This window comes from Aliihoeflea sp. (genome assembly GCF_052435475.1).
GTDB lineage: Bacteria > Pseudomonadota > Alphaproteobacteria > Rhizobiales > Rhizobiaceae > Aliihoeflea.
The window spans coordinates 65,441-90,653 of record NZ_JBQVMV010000005.1 but is presented as its reverse complement, the minus strand read 5'-3'; the positions used below and the strand labels follow the sequence as shown (position 1 = coordinate 90,653).

Below are 25,213 nucleotides of genomic sequence, written 5' to 3'. Positions count from 1 at the left end.
TGCCGCCCGAACAATGCGCGCAATTCGCATGAACTTCGGCACTTTCGGCCAATATCGTGCCACGCCCGCCGGACGTTGTTTTCAATCCTTTTCATTCCTTCGATTGCGATTTCGCCGCCATCGAAACCACCAATATTGTCATCGGTGCGGCAATGATCTCAGGCAATGGTCACGCCGCCATCGGCCACGATGGTCTGGCCGGTGATGAAGCTCGATGCGCCCGATGCCAAGAAGGCGGCGATCGAGGCGATTTCACCGGGCTGGCCGATGCGGCGCAGCGGGGTCGTCCGGTTGCGCTCGGCGAGCAGTTCCTCGTCTTCCCACAGGGCGCGGGCGAAATCGGTCTTCACCAGGCCCGGCGCGACGCAATTGACGCGCACGTTGCGCGGCCCCCATTCGACGGCGAGATTGCGCGCCAGTGCGAAGTCGGCCGCCTTCGAGATGCCGTACCCGCCGATCCGGTCGGTTCCCCGGATGCCGGCAATGGACGACACGATCACCACCGAGCCGCCGCCCCGCTCCGCCATTTCGGGGATCGTCAGGTTCGCCAGCCACAGATTGCTCTTCACGTTGGCGTCGAAAATCTTGTCGAAGGCCTCGTCGGTCATCTGCGACAGCGGCCCGTAGACCGGATTGACGGCCGCGTTGCAGACGAGAATGTCGATCGGGCCGAGCCTGTCGCGGGTCGTCGAGACAAGCGCCTGAACCTCGTCGCGTCGCGTGATGTTGCACGGAACCGCGATCGCCTGCCCGCCCTTGGCAGCGATGCCGGCCACCACTGCGTCGCAAACCTCCGCCTTGCGGCTCGACACGACGACCGAGGCACCCAGTTCGGCGAAGAGTTCGACGATGGCGCGTCCGATGCCGCGGGTCGAACCGGTGACGACCGCCACCTTGCCGGTCAGGTCGAGCGGGTTGTTCATGGCGATATCTCCCCCATTCAGATTTTTATTGTGGACGTGCCGCAGGACGGTCCCGCTCGCGGAGCGTCCTGCTTGACGATGGAGCCATGGTTCATCGCTGCGAATTCATCTGGTCGTCGACGGCGGCGAGGCCGCGCAGGCCTTCGCGGCTGCCCGTTCCCGCGACCGACTGGAAGACGCGCCTCGCATCTTCGGTTCGGTAGAGGTTGAGATAGGCGTAGCCGCGCAGGACCATCAAATCGTTGCGTTCCGCGGCGATCTGCGCGCGCTGGTCGAGCGCCATCAGCGCCTCGGCGTAGCGGCGGCGCTCGAATGCGCCGAGCGCGCGTTCAGCGAGAATGCTCGCCTGCAGTTCGGAGCTGCGCTCGGAATTCATCGGCGCGGCGGTGGCGGCCACGGCGGCCTCGTCGACCAGCCCGGCGCGCAGATAGGCAAGGCTCTGGCCATAGGCCGCATCGCGCGCCGTGTCGCTGTCCGAGCGCAGTGCGACGCCGAAGGCGCGGGCAGCTTCGAGCGGACGGTTGAGCTCCATCAGGCACCAGCCGAGGGTGAGCGCGGCGCGCGGCGCCAAGCCGCGCGGATCGGTCGAGGCGCTGCATCCCGAACTCTGGCGCGTTCGCGCCGGCACTGCGGTTCGAGGTTCTGCTTCGACGATGATCGTGGGCGCGGCGGGCCGGACGGGCGCTGCCGCATAGGCAAGCGGCTGGGTGGGCTGGACGTTTTGCGCCCCGCCCGGAGCGGGCGGTGGAGGCGCCGGCGCTGCGGGCTCGGCCTGCGGCGTTCCGACCGTCGCGATCCTGTCCGACCGACCGGTCCATTGCCGCTTCACTTCCGCGAGGCCGGCCGTGTCGCCAAGCTGCAGATACGTCAAAGCGAGGCCGTAGGCGGACGCTTCGTCGTCGGGATCGAAGCCGAGGGCGGTGGAGAACCACTGGCCGGCGGTTTCGTGCTGGCCGTAGGCGCGCGCGTACCAGCCAAGCTGCTGGGCGGCCGGTGCGTTGCGGGCCTCGACCACCTCCCCGACAATACGGGCCAGAATGTCGGGCGCGAGCGCAACGCGCGGCTCGACGGCGAGAAGGTTGGCCGCTGCGGCGAGATAGACCTGCCGCCGGTCGTCGTTCTCGTCGCGATAGGGAAAGGCGACGTCCTCGGCTTCCGCGAACGCGTCGCGTTCGATCAGCGCGAGCGCGAGCCCTTCGGCCGCATCGCCCTCGGCTTCAGCCTCGAAGGCCATGCGGAACCATCGTTCCGCCGCTTCGGCGTCGTCGCGGCCGAGATAGTACCAGCCGAGCAGCCGCGCGTCGCTCGCGCTCGGTCCTTCGCCGGCCAGCCGCTCGACGCGTGCGATGTCTTCGGCGCTGGCGGTCACGGAAGCGTCTTCGCCGGCGGCGGCCAGCGCGTCGCGCGCGAGATCGTCGCGCACCGGCGCGAACTCGCCGGCGCCATCGTCGCCGAAACGCTCCAGCGTCAGGAGTTCGTCGCGCAGATCGGAGGATAGAAGCTGCGCCGCGTTCTGCATCGTCGCCAGGCGCTCCTGCGGAGCGTCGCAGGTAGTCAGGACGTAGCGGTAGGCATCGCGCGCGCGCGGCTGGCGCTCGGTCATGGCGAAGGCTTCGGCAACGCGCCAGAGCACGTCGACCTCCGAACAGGTCAACAGGCTCGGATTCTCGGACCCGACGCGCACGACCGTCTGGTACTGGTCGAGATTGGACGCATTCACCAGCCGTTCGCGCGCCTCGGCAACGGCGAGCCGGTCCAAAAGGTCGGACGGCGGTTGCCATTGCGGCTCGGACATCTGACGCTCGGCGATCGCCTGCCGCGCTTCGGCGAGGCGCCCTTGCGAATAGAGAAGCCAGACGGCCTCGAGACGCTCGTCGACGCTCAGCGGAACCGCGAGCGGATCGGCCGGCGGGGTCCAAGACGGATAAAGAGCGCGCAGGCGCGCGATCTCGATCTCCAGCCTGCGCGTGTCGCCCTGGCGCGCGAAATAGCGAAGCGCCGATTCGTCGACGGTCGGCATCGGCTGGTCGGGCGGCGGTGTAGGCGCCGGCGCCTGGGCGACCAGCGGCGCTTCGGGCAACGAGGTCTGTTCGCCGGCCGAAAATGGCGGCGAGGCGACCGCGCCTGTTGTCTGCACGGAGCCTGTGTCGCCGTTGATGTTCCAGAACTGCGCACCCGCCGGCGCGGCGGTTGCAAGGCAGATGGCCGAGGCAAGAAGGGCAAGGCGCGACGTCATGGAAGACACTCCGCATGTCGCTGGCGCAGATGCGCGAGTGCCAGAAGATGCAGCGTCGACGGATAATAGACGGTCGGCGCGAATGTCAGGAGTTCGGCCTCGATCGGCGTGTCATCGACCAGGCATGCGGCCATGGCGGGTATGATGCGGTAGCCAGCATCGCTCAGGGCCGTCTTGGTCGTGCCGGTGGCGAGATCCACCAGGGTCAGATTCGCATCTTCGTCGACCATTCCGCGTCGCATCTCGTCGATCAGTCCGGCGCCGCCCATGCCGGCGCGCATCAGGTAAAGTGGGATTCGCAACGCATTGTAGCCGAATTCGGCTTCGAACCCCTGTGCCGGTGCGGACACAGATCCGATCGAAAGCCAGTCGGGCGGCAGTTGCCGGTCGGAAAACCGTGCGGACGAGACGAGTTCCAACCCGCCCTGCGCAAGCGCCTGCCAGTCCGTTTCGGGGGCAAGTGCCTCGAAGGACGCGAAAGCCTCGAACACCCAGTAGGATGGATTGACCACCGGCCCGTCCTCCCGCTCCTCGCCGGAAAATCCGGCGACTCCCGGCCGCAGCATCACACGGCCGTCATGCTCATAGACGAGGTGACGCCCGATCGCCTCGGCAAGCGTCGCCGCGGATGCCGTCAGCCGCTCGTCGTTCCATTTCTGGCCGGCAGTCGCGAGCGCGTAGGCGATGAGGATGTCGCCGTCGCTGGCATTGTTGACGTCGGTGACGTGCGGGGTCTGGTCGGCCTCCCATTTCCACGCGGCGAGGCCGTCGTCGCGCAAGAGGAGTTCGCGGCGTGTGAACGACCAGATGCGCTCGAAATCGTCACGCGCGCCGGCGATCCGGGCGAGGAGCATGCCGTAGCCCTGGCCCTCGCTGTGACTGATATTGTCATTGGCATCGTCCAGCACCCGCCCTTCCTCAGTCACGAACCGGTCGCTGTAGAGCAGCCATTCGGCTTCGGTGATCGGGGCGGTTTCCTGTGACATGGCGGCTCCGGCGGCAAGCACCAGCATGAGCGCCGCAAAGGCGATGGGTTTCAATTGCGTCTCCCAAGACGCGCCAGCAATCTCGACGTCGAAACGCCCAGAACGATGCAGATGACCACCAGGCCCAGCGCGTAGGACAGGATGTTCGACGACAGCCAGTTTGCGACGATCAGCCGGTAATTGCCAAGAGACGGCTCCTGTGATGCGACGAAGGCGACGGACCCCGCGTCGAGAACGAGCGGGGGACCGGCCTCTGCGGGGAAGGCGGCGATATGACCGGCGATCTGCGACCAGTTTGCGGCCGATGCGAGCGCACGCCCGCCCGCTTCCAGCCCGACGTCGTCGGCAGCCGCGACCACGGTCCATGTCCCCGTGCCCGCCGGGTTGAGCCCCTGCGCGACGACGAGCGCGTCGGTCTGCGCGGGCGTGTAGGGCGGGTCGTCGCGCGGCGCAAAGCGCAGCATGTCGGCGGTCAAGTCGAAGGTTTCCGAGAGCCAGTTCCGCGTCGCGTCGATCGCCTGGCTGACCCGGCCCGTATCCATGCGGGTGCGCCAGTCTTCCATGGTCACCGGGTTGGCGCCGGCGGTCCCGGCCGACGCCGCGACCGATCCGGTGGCGCGGATCGGCGCCCAGCTCGAAGCCGCCTGCGCATCGATGCCCACCTGCGTGAGAACGTTTGCGGGGACACTGGCGGGCGTGCCGAAGAAGAGCGCATTCTGCTCCCGCGCGGCCTCGGGTGACATCACCAGTTGAACTGGGACGATGCGCCCGCCCACCTGTGCGAGATTGGCGAGGAAATTGGCCGCGGCCGACAGCCCCGCCGTCGAACCCCGTCCGATGAGGACAGGCACGGGCTCTTCGGCGCGATTATAGGGAAAGCCGGTTCCGGCCACCGCCGCCAGGTTGGGAAACTGCCCCACCCGCGCGAATTGCGGCAGGACGAAACGGGACGTGTCGAAGACGGCGAAACGCGGCGTCTCGTCCGTCGTGGCGCCCGGCGCGCAGACCTGGTCGGCCTCCGTCAGAAGATCGACTTCGAGCAGCACCGTGTTCACGCCCGGCCGGAAGTGCTCCATCGTCACCTTGATCGGGAACTGGCGCAGCACCGCACCTCGGCGGGCCGTCATCGGCACGGACGTCGCGATGTTGCCGTTGACATAGACGTTGATGAGGCCGCCCGGCAGCACCGCGCTCGTATAGGCCGCGTCGAGCAGGATGCGGGCCTGCCCGTACGACCCGGCATAGAAGTCCGAGGGAATCGCGAACTGGAACGAGCGCGCGTAGCGGCGGCCGGCAAATTGCTCCGAGGCGATGCCGAACTCGGCGAAGCTGACGCTGCGGGCCTCGTAGAGCATCGGCGCATTCGGCGTGCGCACAGCTTCCGTCACCAGAAATTCGCGCGGCGAGTTGGCGGGCCGATCGACCTGCTGGGCGATCCCGTCGATCGCGGCGAGCCATTCCTGGCGCGACCTGCCGGTGACGAGCAGCGTCGGAACGCCGCCGGCCGGGGTGTGCAGGGACGCGCTCGCGCCGTCGATTTCGCCGGAGTCGACCTCTGCCAGCGCCGCAACCTCCTCGGCCGTTCCGACGACGACCACCAGCGCGGCATCCTGCGACGCCTCGTCCATGCTCGCCGCGATCGAGAAACGGGAATTGGCAAGGCTGGTCGACAGCGTCACCGCCTGGGCGAGCCGTAGCAGGTCGGCGCCGATGTCGCTGCGCGACAGGCTGGGCGCGACGATCGCGATCTGCGCTTCTCCGTCGATGTTCGCGCCGAGCGCGCGCAATTCTTCGATGCTCTCCGGCCCGACCGCCGCATCGCCCGTAAAGGTGAGCGTCGTGCCGGCGCCGTCGAGTTCGGTCCACAATTCGTAGGTGGAGGCGATGGAGCAATCGGTGCGGTGGCGGTGGACCGCGCGGACGCTGATCTCGTTTCGTCCCGGCTGGAGCACGCCGGGCGCGACGTCCAGCGACAGATGGCTGAGGGTTTCCGCCGACTGGATGCTCTGGTCGAGGATCGAGATGCCGTTGACCGAAACGAACAGTCGCGAGGTTTCGGGCGCCACCACGATCGCGTTGCTGTAGGCCAGATCGAGCCGCGCGGCCGACTGCGCCTGATCTCCGGTCAGATAGACCGCCCAAGCACGGCTGTCGCTTTCGCCGTTCAATCGCATCCTTGCCAGCGGCAGCAAATGGCGCACCGACGCGTCGGCCGGGTCGTCGGCCATTTCCGCCTCTGGCACCGGATCGTCCGTGGTTTCGGCCTCGGGCGCAGGCTCGTCTGTGGCTTCCGGGACCGGAGCCGACTCGGGCTGCGGAGCGGGAAGCGGTTGCGGCGCCTCGATCGCCGGCACCTGCTCCTCGGCCGCCGGCCGCTCGGGCGACATGTCGAAGGGCGTGCCCTGTGCAAGGGCGGCGCCCGGCGCGAGGAGCATGAGGGCTGCGGCCAGTTCGCGCTTCATGCCCGCGCTCCCGATGCCGCGCGCGCGGCGTCGGTGCGATCCGACCTGTTGCGCACGAAGTAGTAGAGGCCGCGATAGGTCTGGAACAGGGCGACGCGCAGGAACCAGATGGTGCCCAGGAGGACGCCGGGGTTGCGTCGGCGCAAGCTCTGGAAACTCGACCACTGCCCGGCATCGGCGAAGATCAGGTCGACGACCATACGGTGATGGATCGTCTGCGAGCGCACGAACGAACAGCCGATCGCCAGCGCATCGCCGACCCTGTCCTTGTTGCGGATCACCAGCGGCAGCGCCTGGGGCTCGCTTGCCCAATGCGGCGTGAAACGGATCGCGGCCTGGCCGCTGTCGATGCCGGAGAGCGCGTCCTGATTGGCGACCCGGACGCGCGCGCCATTGACCGACACATCCTCGATCGTGGCCGGATACCAAATCTCGCCGACGCCGAATTCGCAGCGCCGATTGATCTTCACGCGCCGGGTCGCCGCACGCTCGCGGCGCTCCGCAACGACCCCGAGGGCAGCGCCCGCCATGATGAGGTTGAGCAGATTCCAGCCGCCGACGACGAGTGTGACGTCGGCCTTGTAGGGCTCGGCATAGATGCGCCAGGCGGTGACGGCCACGCCGATCAGAAGCACGGCGAAGATCAGGAAGAACGGCCGCGACAGTTCCGACAGCCGGCTCGTGGTGATGGTTTCATCCTTGGCCGTGACCTTGAAGGTCGGCTTGCGCGGATTGAGCGCCACGGAAATCACGGCCGGAAGGAGATGGACCGTCTGGATGTACTCGTAGAGTTCCGAAATCCACGGCCATCGGAAAGAGCCGTAGAGGTAGTTCTGCATCATCAAATTCACGAGCATGTAGCTGAGCGTATAGGCGAGGAACTCTCCACCCGACGCCGTGAATATCTGAAGGTTGAAGAACAGGTAGAAGAGCGGCGCGAAGAGGAAGATCGTCCGCGGGAAGGGAAACAGCCAGAACAGCGTCGACGACATGTAGCAAAGGCGCTGCGGCAGGGAGAGCCCGCGCTTGAGGAGCGGAAAGCGGAAGCGCAGGATCTGCATCATCCCCTGCGCCCAGCGCGAGCGCTGGCCGATGAAGCTGGCGAATGTCGCCGGCTGCAGCCCCGCGATCAGCGGCTTGTCGACATAGACGCTGTTCCAGCCGCGCGAATGCAGCTCGATCGCCGTCTCGCAATCCTCGGTGATCGAAATGCCCGAAAAACCCTTCGATTCGGCAAGCGCCTCGCGCCGAAGCACCGCCGCCGAGCCGCAGAAAAAGGCCGCGTTCCACTTGTCGAGGCCGCGCTGGATGATGCCGTAGAACATCTCGTTTTCGGACGGCATCTTCTCGAACGTCCTCAGATTGCGCTCGAGTGGGTCCGGGTTGAGGAAGAAGTGCGGTGTCTGGACGAGGAACAGACGCTTGTCCTCGCGAAAATAACCGACCGTCTCGCGCAGGAACGGCCGCGTCGGCGCGTGGTCGGCGTCGAAGACGGCAATCAATTCGCCCGTCGAATGTTCGAGCCCGTTGTTGAGATTGCCCGCCTTGGCGTGCTCGTTGGGCGCCCGCGTCAGGTAGCGCGCGCCCAGTTCCTCGCAAAGCTGCTGCAGCTCGATGTAGCGACGCTGGGCCATTTGCGCGTCGACGACGCTGTCGGAATTGCGCTTCTGCTCCGTCCCGCCATCATCCAGCAGCCAGACGGTGAAGCGGTCTGCGGGATAATCCATCGCCTTGGCCGCCGCGATCGTGTCGGCGAGCAGGACCGGGTCCTCGTTATAGGTCGGGATGAAGACGTCGACGGTCGGCAGGACCTGCTCTTCGACGCTCGGCGCCGGACGCGGGCGAAGCGGCCGGGCGACGATGAACAGGCTGAGAAACAGCATGAAGACGCTGTACATCTCGGCAAGGTAGAGCAGCAGGCCGGGAATGAAGTTCTCGAGCTGCGTGACCGGCGGAAGTGTGCTCGTCGTGCGCCAATAGACATAGCGCAGCACGATCGCGGTTCCGAAGGCGAGCGCGACCAGGCGCCATGTCCCGTCCGAGCGGAACAGCTTGAAGACCATCATCAGGATGACGACGATCGTCCCGGCGATGAGATGCGTCTGCAGGTTGATCGGAAGCGAGACGATGAAGAGGACGCAGGCTGCGGCGGTGATCCACACGACTGCAAGGGCAAGCTTGATCATGTCTCGGTGCCGCTCGCTTTACGCATCATGTCATTTCGCTCCGTCTTTCCTGTGATTCCAGCCGGTTGGAAAAATCGGTCACTCCTTCCGCTGCGGCCAATCACACCGCCGTTCATGCTGAATCCGAGGTTAACGAGCGTCTCGTCCCCGCATTCACGGATTGGGTGTCGTCTCGGCCGCGGGCGGCGGCGCGGGAACGATGGGTGCCGCCTGGGTAGACGTGGGCGGCGGCGGAACGATGGGCGCGCCCGGAGGCAAGGCCTGTTCTTGCGGCGCCGAAGGGGCGGCGGCGGCGGGAGCGGCGATCACGACACGCCTGTTGGCTGGCCTCAGGACGACCGGCTCGGGCTCCAGCACGGTTTCGAACCGCGCGCTCCCGGCCGGAAAGACCGGGCTGCCCGTCCGTCCGAGGCGCTCGTCGGGCGGCGGCGGATTGCCGAACGGATTCCAGCTTTCGGCGCCGAACCCGCCGGTCACCGTATAGCCGTACATCACCTTGAGGAGAGCCTGTTCCGAGGCGCCGGTTTCGCACAGGCGCAAGCGGGTCTGCATCGTTCCGCGCAGGTTGAAGGGTGCGGCGGTGCGCGGCGCACTCACCCGCTGCCAGGCGTAAAGGCAAAGATCGCGACCGCTGCGACCGAATGCGTAACCGAACGGACCGTAATTGTTCTGCACGAAAAGCGCCGATGTCTGCATCGCGATGCCCGGCAACAAGCTGCGCATCTCGCGCCGGATGGACGCCTCGGTCAGCGGCAGGTTCGACAGGGTCGTCTGGCCCGCTTCCGAACCCATCGGCCCGAAGAGCTGCACGCGCAGCAGATTTTGCCCGGCAACGCGCGAGCGTGTTCCAAGCGCGATGTCCTGCTGGACCGCATTGGCAAAGCGACGCTCCACGACATCGATGACAGCCGGGCCGCCGGGCGGCGGCAGAGCCATCGCCTCGACGGCGCCGACGCGCGCATTCGACGCCGATCGCTGGAACTGCGTGGTGCCGCTGCATCCCGCGAGCAAAGCCGCAAAAAGCGCCGCGATCACGCCCTGCCGGACCGCGCGCCTGTCATGCGTGATCGTATTGGCCATGTCCCTCGTCGCCAGTGCCGAATCACAATTCGTCAGACTGGAGCAGCGAGGCTTCAAATTCAATTGCAGGGATGTGACAGCAACCGGGAGAAGATCGGCCATACCGGGTGTCCGAACGATTCGAGATCCATTCGATCACATTGACCCGGTGCCACGTACGAAATAACAATCAGGCATGTCTTGCTCGCTGATCTGCATCGCCGACTTCAGCAATTCGGGTTTCGATGGTCCTTGAACCACCATCCGGGTCGACAGTCTGTCGCACCTAGCCTCGACATTTCCAAATCCATCGAGCAAGCGGGCAGCCGCCCGGCACCGCGCACTGCGCTGCGTTCCTTTTTCGCGGCTGCGGCGTTGGTTGCCGTTTGTATCGCCGCTTATCTGCTGGTTCCGGCAATCCGGTCCGAAATCAATCGGCTGATCTTCGTTCTGTCGATGGCGGACATTCATGCGGTCCGGGGCTGGGTCGAGTGGGCCGGGGCGTGGGCGCCTGCCATCTCGATCTTCATCATGGTCTTTCAGGCGGTCCTGGCACCCCTGCCCGCCGTCGCGGTGACGTTCGCCAATGCCGCGATTTTCGGATGGGCGTGGGGGGCGGCTATTTCCTGGACGGGCGCCATGCTGGGCGCCGTGGTCTGCTACTGGCTGGCGATCGGGCTCGGCCGCAGTCTCGTCGAGCGCTATGCGCCGACGGGCGTGGTCACGCGTCTCGACGAGGCGAGCGATCGCTACGGCCTGTGGGCCGTGTTTCTGGCACGCCTGATGCCCTTCGTCTCGTTCGATGCCGTTTCCTATGCGGCCGGCCTGTTGCGCCTGCGTTTCTGGGGATTCCTCGTCGCGACGGGGCTCGGGCAGCTTCCGGCGACGATCGTCTATTCCATGGCCGGCGACTTTCTCGCCGTCGACGCCGGGCTGCTTCTCGGTGCGATCCTGTTCATGCTGCTGGCAGGAACGCTCACCTTTTCATTCAAGGCCGTGCAATTTCGGAGGAAATCGAAATGAACAAGCGCTTCCTGACAATCCTCATGGCCGCCTTCCTTTGCGTGTCGTGGATCATGCCCGCGCAGGCCGGAAGGTGGATCGATTCCGGCGAACTGGAGACGCTCGAGAACGTCATCATCGTCGATGCAAGGGCGCAACGCGACTATCTTGCGGGGCACATACCGGGCGCCGTCAATGCGCCGTGGCAGTCGCTCTCGGACATGTCCGGCAAGCCGGGCGACGCGAATTGGGGCGTCGTGCTGAGCCCGGAAGAGCTTGGCGAGGCGATCGGCAAACTGGGCATCTCCAATGAGAGCCGCGTCGTCGTCTACTCGGCGTCTCCCGCGGGCTGGGGCGAAGATGGCCGTGTCGCCTGGACACTCATCCAGGCCGGCGTCGCCGACACCGTCATCCTCGACGGCGGCATCGACGCCTGGACCGCGTCAGGCGGTGAACTTTCCACGACGCCGCGCATGCCCGAGCCGACGACATTTGAAGTGGTGCAGGCAGACATGTCGCTGACCGCCGACAAGCAGGACGTCCTGTCGGCCATCGACGGCGCGAAGATCATCGACGCGCGGACGCCCGAAGAGTTCGCAGGCTCGCAGAAGCTGGGAGAAGCGCGGGGCGGTCATCTTCCCGGCGCGGTCAACATCCCGTGGACGGAAGTCTTCGACGAAAACGGGCGACTCCTCGATGCCGACCTGCTCGAGGCCAGGATGGAGCAATCCGGCATAGGCCGGGACGACGAGATCATCGCCTACTGCACGGCGGGCATTCGATCCGCGCATATGGCGCTCGCGCTTCGCGACGCAGGGTTCTCGAAGGCACGGAACTACGATGCCTCGTTCCACGAATGGGCCGGCGATCCGAGCCTGCCCCTGGAGTAGGGCACCCTGCCCGCGGCCCCGCTTTGGCGGGGCCGAAATCGAGATCGTGAAGATCGCGACGCAATCCCTTCGGGGGACCGTAGCCAAGTGTTTGCGGGTGAAGACTGGTGGAGCTGAGCGGGATCGAACCGCTGACCTCGTCATTGCGAACGACGCGCTCTCCCAACTGAGCTACAGCCCCATGACCAGTGCCGCGCATTTAGGGATTGCCCCGGTTTACTGTCAAGTTGATCTTTGCGGCGCTGCGCCCCTGCCGCGCGGGCCGGGGCTTGCCGGGCAAGGACCCAGCGTCTACATGTCGGCCACCAACGAACGAGCATCGGTCGCGGCCGATCGCGACCAATGGAGACCGGCATGATCGCCCTCATTCAGACCATCATCCTGGCACTGGATATCTACTGGTGGCTGATCATCCTGTCGGCGATCTTCTCCTGGCTCTACGCCTTCAACGTCGTCAATCCGCGCAACCAGTTCGTCGGCACGATCGGCAATTTCCTGCACCGGGTGACCGAACCGGCGCTGCGGCCGATCCGGCGCCTTTTGCCCGATCTTGGCGGCATCGACATCTCGCCGATCATCCTTCTTCTGTTGATCTTCTTCCTGCGCCAGTTCATCCTGACCACGGTCGCGCCGGCCCTGATCTAGGGCAGGCATGCGGCCGGAATTGAGGTCGCGGACGGCGCCTCCAATGCGAGGCGCACCGCGCCCCCTTTCGCATTTGCGAAAAAACCTGTAAGAGCGCGCCAACGTAATCGCCGCGCCATGTTGGGCGCTGGACGCAAAAACCCCCGGGTACCCACAATGAAGCTCCGCAACATCGCGATCATCGCGCACGTCGACCATGGCAAGACCACGCTCGTCGACGAACTCCTGAAGCAGTCGGGCTCGTTCCGCGACAACCAGCGCGTCGCCGAGCGCGCCATGGATTCGAACGACCTCGAAAAGGAGCGCGGCATCACGATTCTCGCCAAGGCGACCTCGGTCGACTGGAAGGACACCCGCATCAACATCGTCGACACGCCGGGCCACGCCGATTTCGGCGGCGAGGTCGAGCGCATCCTGTCGATGGTCGATGGCGCGATCGTCCTCGTCGACGCCGCCGAAGGCCCGATGCCGCAGACCAAGTTCGTCGTCGGCAAGGCGCTGAAGGTCGGCCTGCGCCCGATCGTCGTCATCAACAAGATCGACCGTCCCGACGCCCGCCATGTCGAGGTCGTCAACGAGGTGTTCGACCTCTTCGCCGCGCTCGACGCGACCGACGAGCAGCTCGACTTCCCGATCCTCTACGGTTCGGGCCGTGACGGCTGGGTCTCCGAGAACCCGGAAGGCCCGAAGGACCAGCGCCTCGAACCGTTGTTCGAACTGGTGGTCAAGCACGTGCCGGAGCCGACCGTCGCGCCCGGCCCGTTCCGCATGATCGGCACGATCCTCGAAGCCAACCCGTTCCTCGGCCGCATCATCACCGGCCGCATCGCCTCGGGCACGCTGAAGCCGAACCAGTCGGTCAAGGTGCTGCACCATGACGGCTCGCTGCTCGAAAACGGCCGCGTCTCCAAGATCCTCGCCTTCCGCGGTCTCGAGCGCCAGCCGATCGAGGAAGCGCAGGCGGGCGACATCGTCGCGATCGCGGGCCTGTCCAAGGGCACCGTCGCCGACACGTTCTGCGACCCGGCCGTGACCGAGCCGATGCAGGCGCAGCCGATCGATCCGCCGACCGTCACCATGTCCTTCATCGTCAACGATTCGCCGCTCGCCGGCACCGAGGGCGACAAGGTCACGAGCCGCGTCATCCGCGACCGGCTGATGAAGGAGGCCGAGGGCAATGTCGCGCTCAAGATCGAGGAATCGGCCGACAAGGATTCGTTCTACGTTTCCGGCCGCGGCGAATTGCAGCTTGCCGTCCTGATCGAGACGATGCGGCGCGAGGGCTTCGAACTTGCCGTCTCGCGTCCGCGCGTCGTCATGCAGAAGGACGAGAACGGCGACCTGCTCGAGCCGATCGAAGAGGTCGTGATCGACGTCGACGAGGAGCATTCGGGTGTCGTCGTGCAGAAGATGTCCGAGCGCAAGGCCGATATGGTCGAGCTGCGCCCGTCCGGCGGCGACCGCCAGCGCCTCGTCTTCCACGCCCCGACGCGCGGCCTCATCGGCTACCAGTCGGAGCTCCTGACGGACACGCGCGGCACCGCCGTGATGAACCGCCTGTTCCACTCGTACCAGCCCTACAAGGGCGAGCTCGCCGGTCGCACCAATGGCGTCCTGATCTCCAACGACCAGGGCGAATCGGTTGCCTTCGCAATGTGGAACCTCGAAGATCGCGGCCCGATGGTCATCGACGCCGGCGTCAAGGTCTATGCGGGCATGATCATCGGCATCCACAGCCGTGACAACGATCTCGAAGTGAACGTCCTCAAGGGCAAGAAGCTGACCAACATCCGCGCCGCCGGCAAGGATGAGGCCGTGCGCCTCACTCCGCCGATCCGCATGACGCTGGAGCGCGCGCTGGCCTGGATTCAGGACGACGAACTCGTCGAGGTCACGCCGAAGACGATCCGCCTGCGCAAGCTCTATCTCGATCCGCACGAGCGCAAGCGCTTCGAAAAGTCGGCCAAGATCGCCGGCGCGGCGTAAGCCCGAAGCGACACTGTTATCGAAGACGGCCATGTGTCTCACCGGACGCATGGCCGTCTTGCTTTTGGGGCCGCCCCCGGACTATCTCCAAAGCCGATCCGATTGAACGAGAAAGGGCGCGCGCGTGATCTACATTCTTCTGTGCAAGGACAGACCGGGGCACCTGCAGACCCGCCTCGACAACCGCCCCGCCCATGTCGACTATCTGAACGGCCTCGATGCTAAAGGCGCGCTGCGCTTCGCCGGCCCGTTCCTCGACACCGAAGGCAAGCCAACCGGCTCGATGGTCGCCGTCGAGGCCGAGGATGAAGCCGCCGCCCGCTCGATCGCCGATGGCGACCCTTACGCGAAGGCCGGGCTCTTCGAGAGCGTCGACATCCGCCCCTGGAACTGGGTCTTCAAGAAGCCGGACGCCGCCTGATGCAATACTGGCTGTTCAAGTCGGAGCCCGACGTCTTTTCCTTCGACGACCTCAAGGCCAAGGGGAAGAAGGGCCAGGAGTGGGACGGCGTGCGCAACTACCAGGCGCGCAACAACATGCGGGCGATGAAGATCGGCGACCGCGGCTTCTTCTACCATTCCAATATCGGGCTCGAAGTCGTCGGCATCGTCGAGGTGTGCGGCGAAATTCACCCCGATTCCACGACCGACGATCCTCGCTGGGAATGCGTCGATGTGCGCGCCGTCGAAAAGGTCCCGACACCGGTCACGCTCGCCGAGGTCAAGGCCAATCCCAAGCTCGCCAACATGTCGCTCGTCACTTCCATGCGACTTTCCGTCCAGCCCGTGACCGAGGATGAGTGGGCGGAAGTGTGCCGGATGGCCGGATTCAAGAAAACCCCGTGAAAGATCGGCGCGATTTCATCCGCGCCAACACGGCGCTGATCGCGCCGCCGCACGTGCCCGAAATCCGGCTGCACCTTGCCGACGAGGCGCATGAGCTTTGGCACCGGACCGAAGCCGAGCTCGAAGCCATCGGCCTCGAGCCACCCTTCTGGGCCTTCGCCTGGGCCGGCGGGCAGGGTCTCGCGCGCTACGTGCTCGACCATCCCGAAACCGTCGCGGCCAAGCGCGTGGTCGACTTCGCCACCGGCTCCGGCCTCGTCGCCATCGCGGCGATGAAGGCGGGCGCGGCGAACGTCATCGCCAGCGACATCGACCCGTTCTGCGCCGCCGCCGTCGCGCTCAATGCGGCCGCGAACGGTGTCGCGGTCAGCACGACCGAACGCGATCTCGTCGGCACAGCGCCCGACTGCGACGTGCTTCTGGCCGGTGACGTCTTCTACGACCGCGCCTTTGCCGAACGGCTCGTGCCCTGGCTGCGCGAGCTAACGGCGGCGGGCGTCACGGTCCTCGTCGGCGATCCGGGCCGGGCCTACCTGCCGCGCGACAGGCTGGCCGAGCTTGCGCGCTACGAGGTGCCGGTGACGCGCATTCTCGAAGACACTGAAGTGAAGCGGACGACGGTCTGGCAATTCGTCTAGCTTGACCGCGATCACGAACCTGTCAGCATCGCTTTTTCATCGTTGGGAGGAGACGATGGACTTCTCGGCCATCAACTATCTGTCGGTCCTGCTGGCAGCGATCGCCGCCTTCATTTTCGGCGCCGGATATTACGGCGTCCTGTCGAAGGCCTGGATGAAGGCCGGCAGGATCGATGCCGTGCAGGCGCGTCCCGGCGCCGCGATTCTCGGCGTCACGTTCGGCGCCGAACTCGTCATGGCTTTCGTCCTGGCCGGCATCGTCGGCGCCGGCGAGGTGACGCTGGAGGCGGCCTCTTCACCGGCTTTCTCGTCTGGCTCGGCTTCATGGTCACCGTCATGGCGGTCAACCACCGCTACCAGGCCTATGGCTGGGACCTGACCATGATCGACGGCGGCCACTGGCTCGGCGTCGCCCTGATCATGGGTGCGATCATCGGCTGGCTGAGCGTCGGCGATCCTAGCGCGTTACCGTCATGATAGTGCGCGGCGACAGGCGCGGCAGGAGCCACGCCATGTCGTGCGCGCTGATCGCGACGCAGCCCTCCGTCGGCGTATAGCCGGGCCGGGCGAGGTGGAAGAAGATCGCGCTGCCCATCCCGCGCCGGCGCGGGCGGATGTTCGCGTCGAGCACGATCACCACGTCATAGAGATGATCCTCGCGCCGCATCTTTTCGTGGCTGGCGGCGTAGGGCAGGCGCACGGGCCGGTTGTAGTTGCGGTCGCCGGGCGCGTCGCACCAGCCGTCGCCGGGTCGGATCGGGTCAAGCGCGAGGCTGGAGACGAGACGGCGCGGACGGTCGCGGCGCACGAAGGCGGAGAGAAGCCGCATCGGCCCGAGCGGCGTCGCGCCATCGCCTTCGCGCTTGACGGCGCGCATGCCGCCCTTGCCGATTGCGCAGCGCAGCACCCTGTTTGCGACGACGAGCAGCCCTTGCCTCTGGTCGCCGGGGCGGGGCCGCACTACCATATGCCTGACAACGCGTCCTTTTTTCGCCGCACCGCCATTGCACTCACGGAATTTGGAGTATGATCGTTTGCTCAAGCAAATCACCGTGAAAGACTATCCAGACTTACCCGCCCAGCCTAGAGCGATAGGCGAAACCGCCAGATATCTCAACAAGATGGACTGAACGATGACGTCACGCACCATTCTCATCGTCGACGACGACAACGATCTGCGCGAGACGCTGGCCGACCAGTTGTCGCTCTACGAGGAATTCGACGTCCTGCAGGAGCCGACCGCGTCCAAGGGCGTCCAGACCGCGCGCGGCGGCATCGTCGACCTGCTCATCATGGATGTCGGCCTGCCGGACATGGATGGCCGCGAGGCGGTGAAGATCCTGCGCAAGGGCGGCTACAAGGCGCCGATCATCATGCTGACCGGGCAGGATACGGATTCCGACACGATCCTCGGCCTGGAAGCGGGCGCCAACGACTATGTCACCAAGCCGTTCCGCTTCGCCGTGCTCCTGGCGCGCATCCGCGCCCAGCTTCGCCAGCACGAGCAGAGCGAGGACGCCACCTTCAATGTCGGCCCCTACGTCTTCAAGCCGAGCCAGAAGCTCCTGACCGACGCCAAGGGCGGCAAGATCCGCCTGACGGAAAAGGAAGCTTCGATCATCAAGTACCTCTACCGGGCCGACAAGAAGGTCGTCACGCGCGACGTGCTGCTCGAAGAGGTCTGGGGCTACAATTCGGGCGTCACCACCCACACGCTGGAAACCCACGTCTACCGCCTGCGCCAGAAGATCGAGCGCGATCCTTCCAATGCCGAAATTCTTGTGACAGAAAGCGGCGGATACAAGCTGGTGCCCTGATTTCAGGCACGGACGTGCTGCCGCAGCCGATGGGGGTCGGCGCGCGCAGACGGGGACGCCGATGGCCTTGGACGACGACATTCGCATTCTCTCGGCCGTGGAGCTGCTTGCCGGCTTTACGTCGGAACAGTTGCGTCTGCTCGCCTTCGGCGCCGAAAGCCTGCGCCTCGCCTCCGGCCGCGTCCTCTATCGCGAGGGACAATCGGCCGAGAGCGGCTATGTGGTGACAACCGGAACCGTCTCGCTTTTTCGCGAACGCGACGGCGAACGCATCGGCCTCGCAGAAGTCGGACCCGGCACCATGCTCGGCGAACTCGCCATCATCGCCCCCACGACCCGACTGACCGGCGCGCTGGCGACAAGCGACGTCGAACTCATCCGCCTCAACCGCACGCTGTTTCGACGTATCCTCACCGAATACCCCGAGACGGCGGCATTATTGCACCAACGCATCACGGACAATCTGGGGACGCTGTTGGCGGATATCCAAAGCTTGGCGCCGCGGTTTTCGGAGTAGTTTTTCCCGAAGCAGACCCCCACCCTTTATCCCTCCCCACAAGGCGGAGGGAGTCGTAGACGTTGCGCTTTTTCCTTCAAGATCGTGCTTGGCTGATGGAAAGGCACGACGTGGATGCCTCCCTCCGCCTTGTGGGGAGGGATAAAGGGTGGGGGTCCCCTTCGAAAAAACTACTCCAGATCGAACCGCGCAATCACCGGCACATGGTCCGACGGGCGCTCCCACCCGCGCGCTTCCTTCAGCACCTCGATCGACGACAGCTTCGGCGCGATGTTCGCGGACGACCAGACGTGATCGAGCCGGCGGCCGCGGTTGGAGGCTTCCCAGTCCTTGGCGCGGTAGCTCCACCAGGTGTAGATCTTCTCCGGCTCGGGGATCGCCTGGCGCATCAGATCGACCCAGTTGCCCGCCCGGCGCATCGCCTCGAAGCTTTCCGTCTCGATCGGCGTGTGACTGACGACATTCAGGAGTTGGCGGTGCGACCAGACATCGGCCTCGAGCGGCGCGATGTTCAGATCGCCGACCAGTATCGACGAGGCCGCCTTGCCGCTCGTGGCGGGCACCCCGTGCATCTCGGACACGAAATCGAGCTTGTGGCGGAATTTCGGGTTGATCGCCGGGTCCGGTTCGTCGCCGCCGGCGGGCACGTAGAAATTATGGACGAGGATCTTGTGGCCGCCCGCCTCGACATTGGCCGCGAGGTGCCGGCAGTCGCCCATGGTGCAGAAATCGCGCTTCTCGACGATTTCGAGCGGGCGCAGAGAGATGGTGGCAACGCCGTGATAGCCCTTCTGGCCGCTGATCTCGATATGCTCGTAGCCGAGCGCGCGCAGCGCCTTCAGCGGGAACAGATCGTCCGGGCACTTCGTCTCCTGCAGGCACAGGACGTCCGGCCGATACTGCGTCACGAACTGCTCGACCAGCGGCATACGCAGGCGCACGGAATTGATGTTCCAGGTGGCGATGGAAAACGGCATGGAGAAGCTGCGCCCGAAATGAGAAATGCGGCCGGACCCTGCCAGCCGCATCCTTCGAACTCAAGCTTCGGGACGAGAACCGGCCGTTTCGGCCGCTCGTCCACAGGTCAGCGCCGATGATCAGCGGTTGGGCGAGACCATCTCGTTGATGCGGTCGTAATTGATCGCGAAGACCGAACGGTCGAAGGTGACGCCCGACTGGACGTTGTAGATCATCACCGTCGTGTCCTTGCCCTGCGCGTCGCGGATCGTCCACTGCTTCAATTCGTAGTTCTGCGGGTCGAACATCATGGTGATGGTCGAATTGCCGAAGACCGAACGGTCGGCGAGCGTGATCGTGGTGGCGTCGGCTTCCTGGCGCACGTCCTGCACCTTGTTGCCGGACAGGTCGATGCGCTCGTCGAGCAGCAGTTTCAGCGGCGTCGAGGACAGCGAATAGAGGTCTGCCGTGTTCATGCGCGCGTTTTCGAGCACGACCGACGTGCCGTCCGCCGTGACCTTGAAGGTCGACGGGTTCTCGTAGTTGAAGCGCACCTTGCCCGGACGCTCGATGAAGAACTTGCCGCCGGTCTGCTCGCCGCTCGGGCCGAACTGCACGAAATCGCCCATCATGGTCTTCACGGACGAGAAGTGGTCGGCGATCTGCTGCGCCTCGGCCGGCTGCGCCATGGCCTTGCCTGACGGCAGGATGCCGGAGGCGGCGAGAAGCGCCGCGCCCATGCCAAGCGCGAGAACGCCGCGGCGGGTCTTCGAACTGGATTTTGCCATTCTTGAAACTCGCGAAATCATCTGTGTTGCCCTCAACTGAGGCGGATAACGCGCCAGTGGGGCTTTAGTTTGGCCGGAAGCGCGGCAAATTTGTCGCGCCCCTTCCCCGCTAGTAGGTCTCTTCCTCGGTCGGCACGAGGATTTCGCGCTTGCCGGCATGGTTGGCCGGGCCGACGATGCCTTCCTGCTCCATCTTCTCGATGATCGAGGCAGCACGGTTGTAGCCGATGCCGAGACGGCGCTGGATGTAGGAGGTCGACGCCTTGCCGTCGCGCAGCACGACCGAGACCGCCTGGTCGTAGGGATCGTCCGAATCGTCGAGATTGCTGTTGCCGTTGCCGCCGCCGGACTTGCCCGACGCGCCGCCGCCACCCTCGTCGTCCTCGTCGTCCTCGGTGATCGAATCGAGATATTCCGGCACGCCCTGAAGCTTCAGATGCGCGACGACCTTCTCGACCTCGTCATCGGCCACGAACGGTCCGTGGACGCGCTGGATGCGCCCGCCGCCGGCCATGTAGAGCATGTCGCCCATGCCCAGAAGCTGCTCGGCGCCCTGTTCGCCGAGGATGGTGCGGCTGTCGATCTTCGACGTGACCTGGAAGGACATGCGCGTCGGGAAGTTGGCCTTGATCGTGCCGGTGATGACGTCGACCGACGGGCGCTGCGTCGCCATGATCACGTGGATGCCGGCCGCACGCGCCATCTGCGCCAGGCGCTGCACCGCGCCTTCGATGTCCTTGCCGGCGACCATCATCAAATCGGCCATCTCGTCGATGATGACGACGATATAGGGCATGCGCTCCATTTCGAGCGTCTCGGTCTCGTAGATCGCCTCGCCCGTCTCGCGGTCGAAGCCGGTCTGCACCGTGCGGCTGATCTGCTCGCCCTTCTTCTCGGCGGTCGCGACGCGCTGGTTGTAGCCGTCGATGTTGCGCACGCCGACCTTCGACATCTTGCGATAGCGGTCCTCCATCTCGCGCACGGTCCATTTGAGCGCGACGACGGCCTTTTTCGGATCGGTGACGACGGGGGTCAGCAAATGCGGGATGCCGTCATAGACGGACAGTTCCAGCATCTTCGGGTCGATCATGATCAGGCGGCACTCGTCCGGCGTCATGCGGTAGAGCAGCGACAGGATCATCGTGTTGATGGCGACCGACTTGCCCGAACCGGTGGTGCCGGCGACGAGGACGTGCGGCATCTTGGCGATGTCGACGATCACCGCCTCGCCATTGATCGACTTGCCGAGCGCGAGCGCCAGCTTCGCCTTGGTCTGGTCGAAATCCTGGCTAGCGAGGATTTCGCGCAGATAGACGGTCTCGCGCTTGGCGTTGGGCAGTTCGATGCCGATCGCGTTGCGGCCCGGCACGACGGCGACGCGCGCGGCGATCGCGCTCATCGAGCGGGCGATGTCGTCGGCCAGGCCGATGACGCGCGAGGATTTGATGCCGGGCGCCGGCTCCAGTTCGTAGAGCGTTACCACCGGGCCGGGGCGAACCTGGATGATCTCGCCCTTGACGCCGAAATCCTCCAGCACGCCTTCGAGGATGCGGGCGTTCTGCTCCAGCGCATCCTTGGAAAGCGAGGCGTCGCGCGCCATCGCCTTCGGCTCGGAAAGGAATTCGAGGTCCGGCATCTCGAAACCGTCGGAAACAGGCGGACGCGCGTTCGAAGCGCTCGGCGCCGGGCGCGGCGCGGTCTGCTCGACGCGGGCGGAGGACGGTGCCGCTGCTGCTGCCCGCGGAGCCGCCTGGGCGCGCCGCGCGGCGATCTGCTGCGGTGTCGGCACGGGCGTATTGGGGTCGAGATCGTCCTCGTCGAGGCCGATATCGTCGATATCGAAGGGCGGCTCGATCGAGGGGGCTGCCGCGCGCGGCGCGGGCTCGAAGCCGGGCTCGACACGGCCCACCGGGCGAACGGGGCGGTTTTCGATCTCGTCCAACGCGTCAAGCGTGTCGTCGCGATGGCGGGTGCGGGCAGCCAGAGCCCCACCGCCGTGACGGCGGAAGAAAGCCTGCGCCGAAAGCCACATATGCGCGACCGCGCCGAGGGCCAGGAACCGGCCTTCGGTGCCCTCGTCGTCATAATCCTCGTCCTCGTCCGCGTCGACCTCTTCCTCGATCGGCTTGCGGGCGAGCTTCTTGCGTTCGACCGGCTTGGACGTCAGCGCATTGCAGGCAACGTAGAGCAGCGCGCCGGCAGGAATAAAGAGCAGCGCAGCCGTGACGAAGCCGGCAAGGCCGCTCGGATAGGCGCCGATGAACTTGCCCGGCAGCGCCAGAACGATGTCGCCGAAGACGCCGCCGAGACCCGACGGCAGCGGCCAGGTCGGCGGCGCTTCCATGCAGCCGATGATGCCCGCGCCCAGCGCGGCGGCGCCGAACCATGCGAAGGCGCGCTTGCCCGGCTGCAGGATGCCGCGCCCGAGCACCAGCCCGATCGCCCAGACGATCGCCGGCACGAGCGCGACGACCGAGCCGAGCCCGAAGAACTGCATCAGGAGATCGGAAACGACGGCGCCCGGATAGCCGGCGGCATTGGTGACGGGATTGTCGGTCGCGTGGCTGAAGCTCGGATCGGCGACGTTCCAGGTGGCGAGGCTTGCGACGATCGCGGCGACGGCAACGAGAATCGCGGTGCCCGTCAGCTTGCGCACCTGCCTGCGCAGGAAGCCGGTGAAACCGCTATCGCCCTCGTTCAAGGTGAGTGCGTGTGACTGCGAACGCATGGCTGACCCCGTATGCCCGTCGCGCCGCGTGATCGGCGCCAGATTCGCACCGACGCTAACGACAGGGGGTTAAGGCCGCATTAACCATGGGCGGGAAGGATGCAGGCGAAGCGCGATCCGCCTGCCCGTCCACAGAATGCTGCAGATGATCCTGCCTATTCCGACAGCGCGGCGATGAACGCCTTCACCACGGCAGCGGAGTTGTCCGAGGCGACCTGCATGAAGGTGCCCATCTCGTTTTCGCTCTCGCCGCCGCCGGCAAGGTCGGAAAGCGAGCGGAAGGCGATGAAGGGCACTTCGTTGGCGTAGGCGACATGTGCGACCGCAGCACTTTCCATGTCGAGCACCTGCGCGTCGAACGTCTCGAAGACGTATTCGCGGAAATCGGCATTGTCGACGAAGGCCTGACCGGAAACGCCCTTGCCGCCGACGATCACCGAAGGCGCCTTGGACAGGCATGTCTGGTCGACGCAATCTTGCAGTTCGATCTCCTCGGCAACCTTACGCGCGGTTTTAAGAAGGGCGGCATCGACGGAAAACCACTGCCGTTCCTCGATCCCGTCCTCGCCGCGCGCGACGTCGACCGGCCGCGGGAAGATCATGCCATAATTGGGAAGTTCCGTCGGCAGGAATGAGGGCGTAGCGAAGGCGCCGTCCGTCTCGCGGGCAAAGACGGCCTCCAGATACTGGCTCCATTCCTCGGCAACCACGACGTCGCCGACGGTCAGCGCCGGATCGACGCCGCCGGCGATGCCCGAAAATACGATGTTCTCGATCTCGAAATGGTCAAGCGCCATCTGCGTCGTCATCGCCGCATTGACCATCGAAACGCCCGACAGGAACAGCACGACCGGCTTGTCCTCCAGCGTGCCGGTGATAAAGGCGGTGCCGTTGATGAGGTGATCTTCGCGGTCCTCGATCATTTCCTGCAGAAGCGTCCACTCCGGCTGGAAGGCGGAGATGACAGCGGTGCGCGCGGTCTGGTCGACCGGCGTCGCGGTTTGGGCAGCCGCGGCCACAGTGGTGGCGGCCAGGGCGATGAGCGTGTTGCGGATCATTTCAGGGTCTCCGGTTTCTCATGAAAGGAAAAAGGGGCCCGGCGAACCGGGCCCCAAGGTTGCAATGCCGGAGGTCCGACATTGCGACGGGATGGATGACGATCAGCGGATCGTCGCGCCGGGGAACTCCGGATAGGCTTCGACGCCGACCTCGGCCTTGTCGAGGCCGAGATATTCGGCTTCCTCGGTCGGGCGCAGGCCGATGATGGCCTTGAGGACCAGCCAGACGACCGCGCTGGTGACGATCACGAAGATCGCGACGACCACGATGCCGTAGAGCTGGGTGACCAGGCTCGCCTCGGCATTGGTGAAGACGACCGCGATCGTTCCCCAGATGCCGGCCAGAAGATGGACCGGGATGGCGCCGACGACGTCGTCGATGCGGAACTTGTCGAGGAGCGGGACCGAGAACACCACGATCACGCCGCCGACCGCACCGATCAGCGAGGCCGTGCCGAGGCCCGGCGTCAGCGGCTCGGCGGTGATCGAGACGAGGCCGGCCAGCGCGCCGTTGATGACGAAGGTCAGGTCGACTTTCTTGTAGAGAAGCTGGGTCAGAATCGCCGCCGCCAATGCGCCACCGATGGCGCCGGCATTGGTATTGGCCATGACGCGGCCGACATCGGCGATGTCGCCGATCGTGCCCATGGCGAGTTGCGATGCGCCGTTGAAACCGTACCAGCCCATCCACAGGATGAACATGCCGAGGACGCCCAGCGGCATGTTGGAGCCCGGCAGAACGTTGACCGAGCCGTCGGCATTGTACTTGCCCTTGCGTGCACCGATGATGAACGCGCCGACGAGCGCCGCCCAGCCGCCGACCGAGTGGACGACCGTCGAGCCGGCGAAGTCCAGGAAGCCCGCCTCGTCGAGGAAGCCGCCGCCCCACTTCCAGGAGGCCTGGATCGGGTAGATCAGCGCGGTCAGGAACAAGGTGAAGGCCAGGAACGGCCACAGGCGCACGCGCTCGGCGACCGTGCCCGAGACGATCGAGGCGGCGGTGGCGCAGAACATGACCTGGAAGAAGAAGTCGGCGCTGACCGTGGCATAGGTCAGGTCGACGCCGTCCGCGCCGACCGCGACGGGTTCGAGCGCCGCGACGCCGAAGGCGCCGATCACGCCGGCGACCGTCCAGCCGTCGCCCGGATACATGATCTGGTAGCCGATCAGGTAGTAGGCGAAGCAGGCGAGCGAATACATCGTGATGTTCTTCAGAAGCTGCATCGACACGTTCTTGGTGCGAACGAAGCCGGCCTCCAGCATGGCGAAGCCCGCCGCCATCCAGAAGACGAGGATGCCGCCGATGAGCATCAGAAGCGAGTTGAGGATGAACTGGGTGTGCTGGGCAGCCTCGCCCGCCACGGCTTCGGCCGCCTCGGGGGCCGCTTCCTGCGCGCCGGCCGGCAGCATCGTCAGTCCGATGAGCGCGAGCGCTCCGACCATTGGCCGCGCGAGGGCCAGGTAATTGCGACTATTCATGATTTTCTCC

General features: G+C 65.6%; 23 protein-coding genes and 1 tRNA gene. 11 read left to right on the top strand and 13 right to left on the bottom strand.

From position 1 onward, the window contains the following. Positions 1–158: 158 nt before the first annotated feature. The 6 genes from ACT6QU_RS08735 to bcsN form a co-directional block, all read right to left on the bottom strand. Positions 159–923: an SDR family NAD(P)-dependent oxidoreductase gene (locus ACT6QU_RS08735; protein WP_444564064.1), complete on the bottom strand. Its 765-nt coding sequence runs from the start codon at positions 921–923 to the stop codon at positions 159–161. A 91-nt stretch (positions 924–1,014) separates the two neighbouring features. Beyond that, entirely contained in the window at positions 1,015–3,159 is a 2,145-nt protein-coding gene (locus ACT6QU_RS08730; protein ID WP_444564065.1) for a cellulose synthase, read from the bottom strand. Next, on the bottom strand, positions 3,156–4,199 hold the full coding sequence (locus tag ACT6QU_RS08725) for a glycosyl hydrolase family 8 (RefSeq protein ID WP_444564066.1): 1,044 nt from the start codon (positions 4,197–4,199) through the stop codon (positions 3,156–3,158). Before ACT6QU_RS08725 ends, ACT6QU_RS08730 begins: the two co-directional genes overlap by 4 nt. Then, the gene (locus ACT6QU_RS08720; protein WP_444564067.1) at positions 4,196–6,607 is read right to left on the bottom strand and encodes a cellulose biosynthesis cyclic di-GMP-binding regulatory protein BcsB; all 2,412 of its coding nucleotides are present in this window, start codon (positions 6,605–6,607) and stop codon (positions 4,196–4,198) included. The genes ACT6QU_RS08725 and ACT6QU_RS08720 overlap by 4 nt, the downstream gene beginning before the upstream one ends. After that, positions 6,604–8,793 carry a UDP-forming cellulose synthase catalytic subunit gene (bcsA, locus tag ACT6QU_RS08715; protein WP_444564068.1) on the bottom strand — a complete coding sequence of 730 codons (2,190 nt, stop codon included), beginning with the start codon at positions 8,791–8,793 and terminating at the stop codon, positions 6,604–6,606. The genes ACT6QU_RS08720 and bcsA overlap by 4 nt, the downstream gene beginning before the upstream one ends. Positions 8,794–8,946: 153 nt before the next feature. Then, positions 8,947–9,828, bottom strand: a complete 882-nt coding sequence (gene bcsN / locus ACT6QU_RS08710; protein WP_444564069.1) for a cellulose biosynthesis protein BcsN — start codon at positions 9,826–9,828, stop codon at positions 8,947–8,949. Positions 9,829–10,227: 399 nt separating this feature from the next. Here bcsN and ACT6QU_RS08705 point away from each other — a divergent pair, with 399 nt between their 5' ends. Together ACT6QU_RS08705 and ACT6QU_RS08700 are read left to right on the top strand one after the other, a co-directional pair. Then, positions 10,228–10,875, top strand: a complete 648-nt coding sequence (locus ACT6QU_RS08705) for a TVP38/TMEM64 family protein (protein WP_444564070.1) — start codon at positions 10,228–10,230, stop codon at positions 10,873–10,875. Beyond that, the gene (locus tag ACT6QU_RS08700; RefSeq protein WP_444564071.1) at positions 10,872–11,744 is read left to right on the top strand and encodes a sulfurtransferase; all 873 of its coding nucleotides are present in this window, start codon (positions 10,872–10,874) and stop codon (positions 11,742–11,744) included. The genes ACT6QU_RS08705 and ACT6QU_RS08700 overlap by 4 nt, the downstream gene beginning before the upstream one ends. A gap of 105 nt (positions 11,745–11,849) precedes the next feature. Here the strand turns inward: ACT6QU_RS08700 and ACT6QU_RS08695 are convergent. Further along, positions 11,850–11,925 (bottom strand) — tRNA-Ala (locus ACT6QU_RS08695). A gap of 173 nt (positions 11,926–12,098) precedes the next feature. Between ACT6QU_RS08695 and ACT6QU_RS08690 the strand changes: the two genes are divergently transcribed. The 7 genes from ACT6QU_RS08690 to ACT6QU_RS08660 all read left to right on the top strand — a co-directional run bounded on the left by ACT6QU_RS08690 (position 12,099) and on the right by ACT6QU_RS08660 (position 16,336). Further along, the gene (locus tag ACT6QU_RS08690; protein ID WP_444564072.1) at positions 12,099–12,389 is read left to right on the top strand and encodes a YggT family protein; all 291 of its coding nucleotides are present in this window, start codon (positions 12,099–12,101) and stop codon (positions 12,387–12,389) included. A gap of 156 nt (positions 12,390–12,545) precedes the next feature. After that, positions 12,546–14,375 (top strand): translational GTPase TypA, encoded by a 1,830-nt coding sequence (typA, locus tag ACT6QU_RS08685; protein ID WP_024586895.1) that lies wholly within the window; start codon positions 12,546–12,548, stop codon positions 14,373–14,375. Between the two features lie 124 nt (positions 14,376–14,499). Continuing rightward, entirely contained in the window at positions 14,500–14,796 is a 297-nt protein-coding gene (locus ACT6QU_RS08680) for a YciI-like protein (protein WP_444564073.1), read from the top strand. Next, a complete protein-coding gene (locus tag ACT6QU_RS08675) occupies positions 14,796–15,221 on the top strand; it encodes an EVE domain-containing protein (protein ID WP_444564074.1) in 426 nt (141 codons plus the stop codon). The genes ACT6QU_RS08680 and ACT6QU_RS08675 overlap by 1 nt, the downstream gene beginning before the upstream one ends. Further along, on the top strand, positions 15,218–15,859 hold the full coding sequence (locus ACT6QU_RS08670; RefSeq protein ID WP_444564075.1) for a class I SAM-dependent methyltransferase: 642 nt from the start codon (positions 15,218–15,220) through the stop codon (positions 15,857–15,859). The genes ACT6QU_RS08675 and ACT6QU_RS08670 overlap by 4 nt, the downstream gene beginning before the upstream one ends. Before the next feature lie 55 nt (positions 15,860–15,914). Continuing rightward, positions 15,915–16,238 (top strand): DUF1761 family protein, encoded by a 324-nt coding sequence (locus tag ACT6QU_RS08665; RefSeq protein WP_444564076.1) that lies wholly within the window; start codon positions 15,915–15,917, stop codon positions 16,236–16,238. Further along, a complete protein-coding gene (locus ACT6QU_RS08660; protein ID WP_444564077.1) occupies positions 16,196–16,336 on the top strand; it encodes a hypothetical protein in 141 nt (46 codons plus the stop codon). Before ACT6QU_RS08665 ends, ACT6QU_RS08660 begins: the two co-directional genes overlap by 43 nt. On the opposite strand, the gene ACT6QU_RS08655 is transcribed toward ACT6QU_RS08660, so the two are convergent. Further along, on the bottom strand, positions 16,317–16,826 hold the full coding sequence (locus ACT6QU_RS08655) for a L,D-transpeptidase family protein (protein ID WP_444564078.1): 510 nt from the start codon (positions 16,824–16,826) through the stop codon (positions 16,317–16,319). The genes ACT6QU_RS08660 and ACT6QU_RS08655 overlap by 20 nt on opposite strands. Positions 16,827–16,992: 166 nt before the next feature. On the opposite strand from ACT6QU_RS08655, the gene ACT6QU_RS08650 reads away from it, so the two are divergent. Next, positions 16,993–17,676, top strand: coding sequence for a response regulator transcription factor (locus tag ACT6QU_RS08650; RefSeq protein ID WP_444564079.1), 684 nt, complete (start codon positions 16,993–16,995; stop codon positions 17,674–17,676). Positions 17,677–17,737: 61 nt separating this feature from the next. Beyond that, positions 17,738–18,193, top strand: coding sequence for a cyclic nucleotide-binding domain-containing protein (locus tag ACT6QU_RS08645; protein ID WP_444564080.1), 456 nt, complete (start codon positions 17,738–17,740; stop codon positions 18,191–18,193). 170 nt (positions 18,194–18,363) lie between these two features. On the opposite strand, the gene ACT6QU_RS08640 is transcribed toward ACT6QU_RS08645, so the two are convergent. The 5 genes from ACT6QU_RS08640 to ACT6QU_RS08620 all read right to left on the bottom strand — a co-directional run bounded on the left by ACT6QU_RS08640 (position 18,364) and on the right by ACT6QU_RS08620 (position 25,203). Further along, the gene (locus tag ACT6QU_RS08640; RefSeq protein ID WP_444564081.1) at positions 18,364–19,170 is read right to left on the bottom strand and encodes an exodeoxyribonuclease III; all 807 of its coding nucleotides are present in this window, start codon (positions 19,168–19,170) and stop codon (positions 18,364–18,366) included. 120 nt (positions 19,171–19,290) lie between these two features. Then, complete coding sequence (locus ACT6QU_RS08635) at positions 19,291–19,938, bottom strand: outer-membrane lipoprotein carrier protein LolA (protein ID WP_444564082.1); 648 nt, start codon at positions 19,936–19,938, stop codon at positions 19,291–19,293. 109 nt (positions 19,939–20,047) lie between these two features. Continuing rightward, positions 20,048–22,666, bottom strand: a complete 2,619-nt coding sequence (locus tag ACT6QU_RS08630) for a DNA translocase FtsK (protein ID WP_444564083.1) — start codon at positions 22,664–22,666, stop codon at positions 20,048–20,050. 155 nt (positions 22,667–22,821) lie between these two features. Next, positions 22,822–23,724 (bottom strand): 5'-methylthioadenosine/S-adenosylhomocysteine nucleosidase, encoded by a 903-nt coding sequence (locus tag ACT6QU_RS08625; RefSeq protein ID WP_444564084.1) that lies wholly within the window; start codon positions 23,722–23,724, stop codon positions 22,822–22,824. A 102-nt stretch (positions 23,725–23,826) separates the two neighbouring features. Continuing rightward, positions 23,827–25,203 (bottom strand): ammonium transporter, encoded by a 1,377-nt coding sequence (locus ACT6QU_RS08620; protein ID WP_444564085.1) that lies wholly within the window; start codon positions 25,201–25,203, stop codon positions 23,827–23,829. Between the last annotated feature and the right edge of the window lie 10 nt (positions 25,204–25,213).

Coding starts and splice junctions, on each gene's coding strand:
- ACT6QU_RS08655 (WP_444564078.1), bottom strand. CDS start 16,826: ATGGTAGTGCGGCCCCGCCCCGGCGACCAGAGGCAAGGGCTGCTCGTC.
- ACT6QU_RS08620 (WP_444564085.1), bottom strand. CDS start 25,203: ATGAATAGTCGCAATTACCTGGCCCTCGCGCGGCCAATGGTCGGAGCG.
- ACT6QU_RS08660 (WP_444564077.1), top strand. CDS start 16,196: ATGGCGGTCAACCACCGCTACCAGGCCTATGGCTGGGACCTGACCATG.
- ACT6QU_RS08665 (WP_444564076.1), top strand. CDS start 15,915: ATGGACTTCTCGGCCATCAACTATCTGTCGGTCCTGCTGGCAGCGATC.
- ACT6QU_RS08640 (WP_444564081.1), bottom strand. CDS start 19,170: ATGCCGTTTTCCATCGCCACCTGGAACATCAATTCCGTGCGCCTGCGT.
- ACT6QU_RS08735 (WP_444564064.1), bottom strand. CDS start 923: ATGAACAACCCGCTCGACCTGACCGGCAAGGTGGCGGTCGTCACCGGT.
- ACT6QU_RS08690 (WP_444564072.1), top strand. CDS start 12,099: ATGATCGCCCTCATTCAGACCATCATCCTGGCACTGGATATCTACTGG.
- ACT6QU_RS08700 (WP_444564071.1), top strand. CDS start 10,872: ATGAACAAGCGCTTCCTGACAATCCTCATGGCCGCCTTCCTTTGCGTG.
- ACT6QU_RS08675 (WP_444564074.1), top strand. CDS start 14,796: ATGCAATACTGGCTGTTCAAGTCGGAGCCCGACGTCTTTTCCTTCGAC.
- ACT6QU_RS08720 (WP_444564067.1), bottom strand. CDS start 6,607: ATGAAGCGCGAACTGGCCGCAGCCCTCATGCTCCTCGCGCCGGGCGCC.
- ACT6QU_RS08635 (WP_444564082.1), bottom strand. CDS start 19,938: ATGGCAAAATCCAGTTCGAAGACCCGCCGCGGCGTTCTCGCGCTTGGC.
- ACT6QU_RS08625 (WP_444564084.1), bottom strand. CDS start 23,724: ATGATCCGCAACACGCTCATCGCCCTGGCCGCCACCACTGTGGCCGCG.
- ACT6QU_RS08730 (WP_444564065.1), bottom strand. CDS start 3,159: ATGACGTCGCGCCTTGCCCTTCTTGCCTCGGCCATCTGCCTTGCAACC.
- ACT6QU_RS08650 (WP_444564079.1), top strand. CDS start 16,993: ATGACGTCACGCACCATTCTCATCGTCGACGACGACAACGATCTGCGC.
- ACT6QU_RS08645 (WP_444564080.1), top strand. CDS start 17,738: ATGGCCTTGGACGACGACATTCGCATTCTCTCGGCCGTGGAGCTGCTT.
- typA (WP_024586895.1), top strand. CDS start 12,546: ATGAAGCTCCGCAACATCGCGATCATCGCGCACGTCGACCATGGCAAG.
- ACT6QU_RS08630 (WP_444564083.1), bottom strand. CDS start 22,666: ATGCGTTCGCAGTCACACGCACTCACCTTGAACGAGGGCGATAGCGGT.
- bcsA (WP_444564068.1), bottom strand. CDS start 8,793: ATGATCAAGCTTGCCCTTGCAGTCGTGTGGATCACCGCCGCAGCCTGC.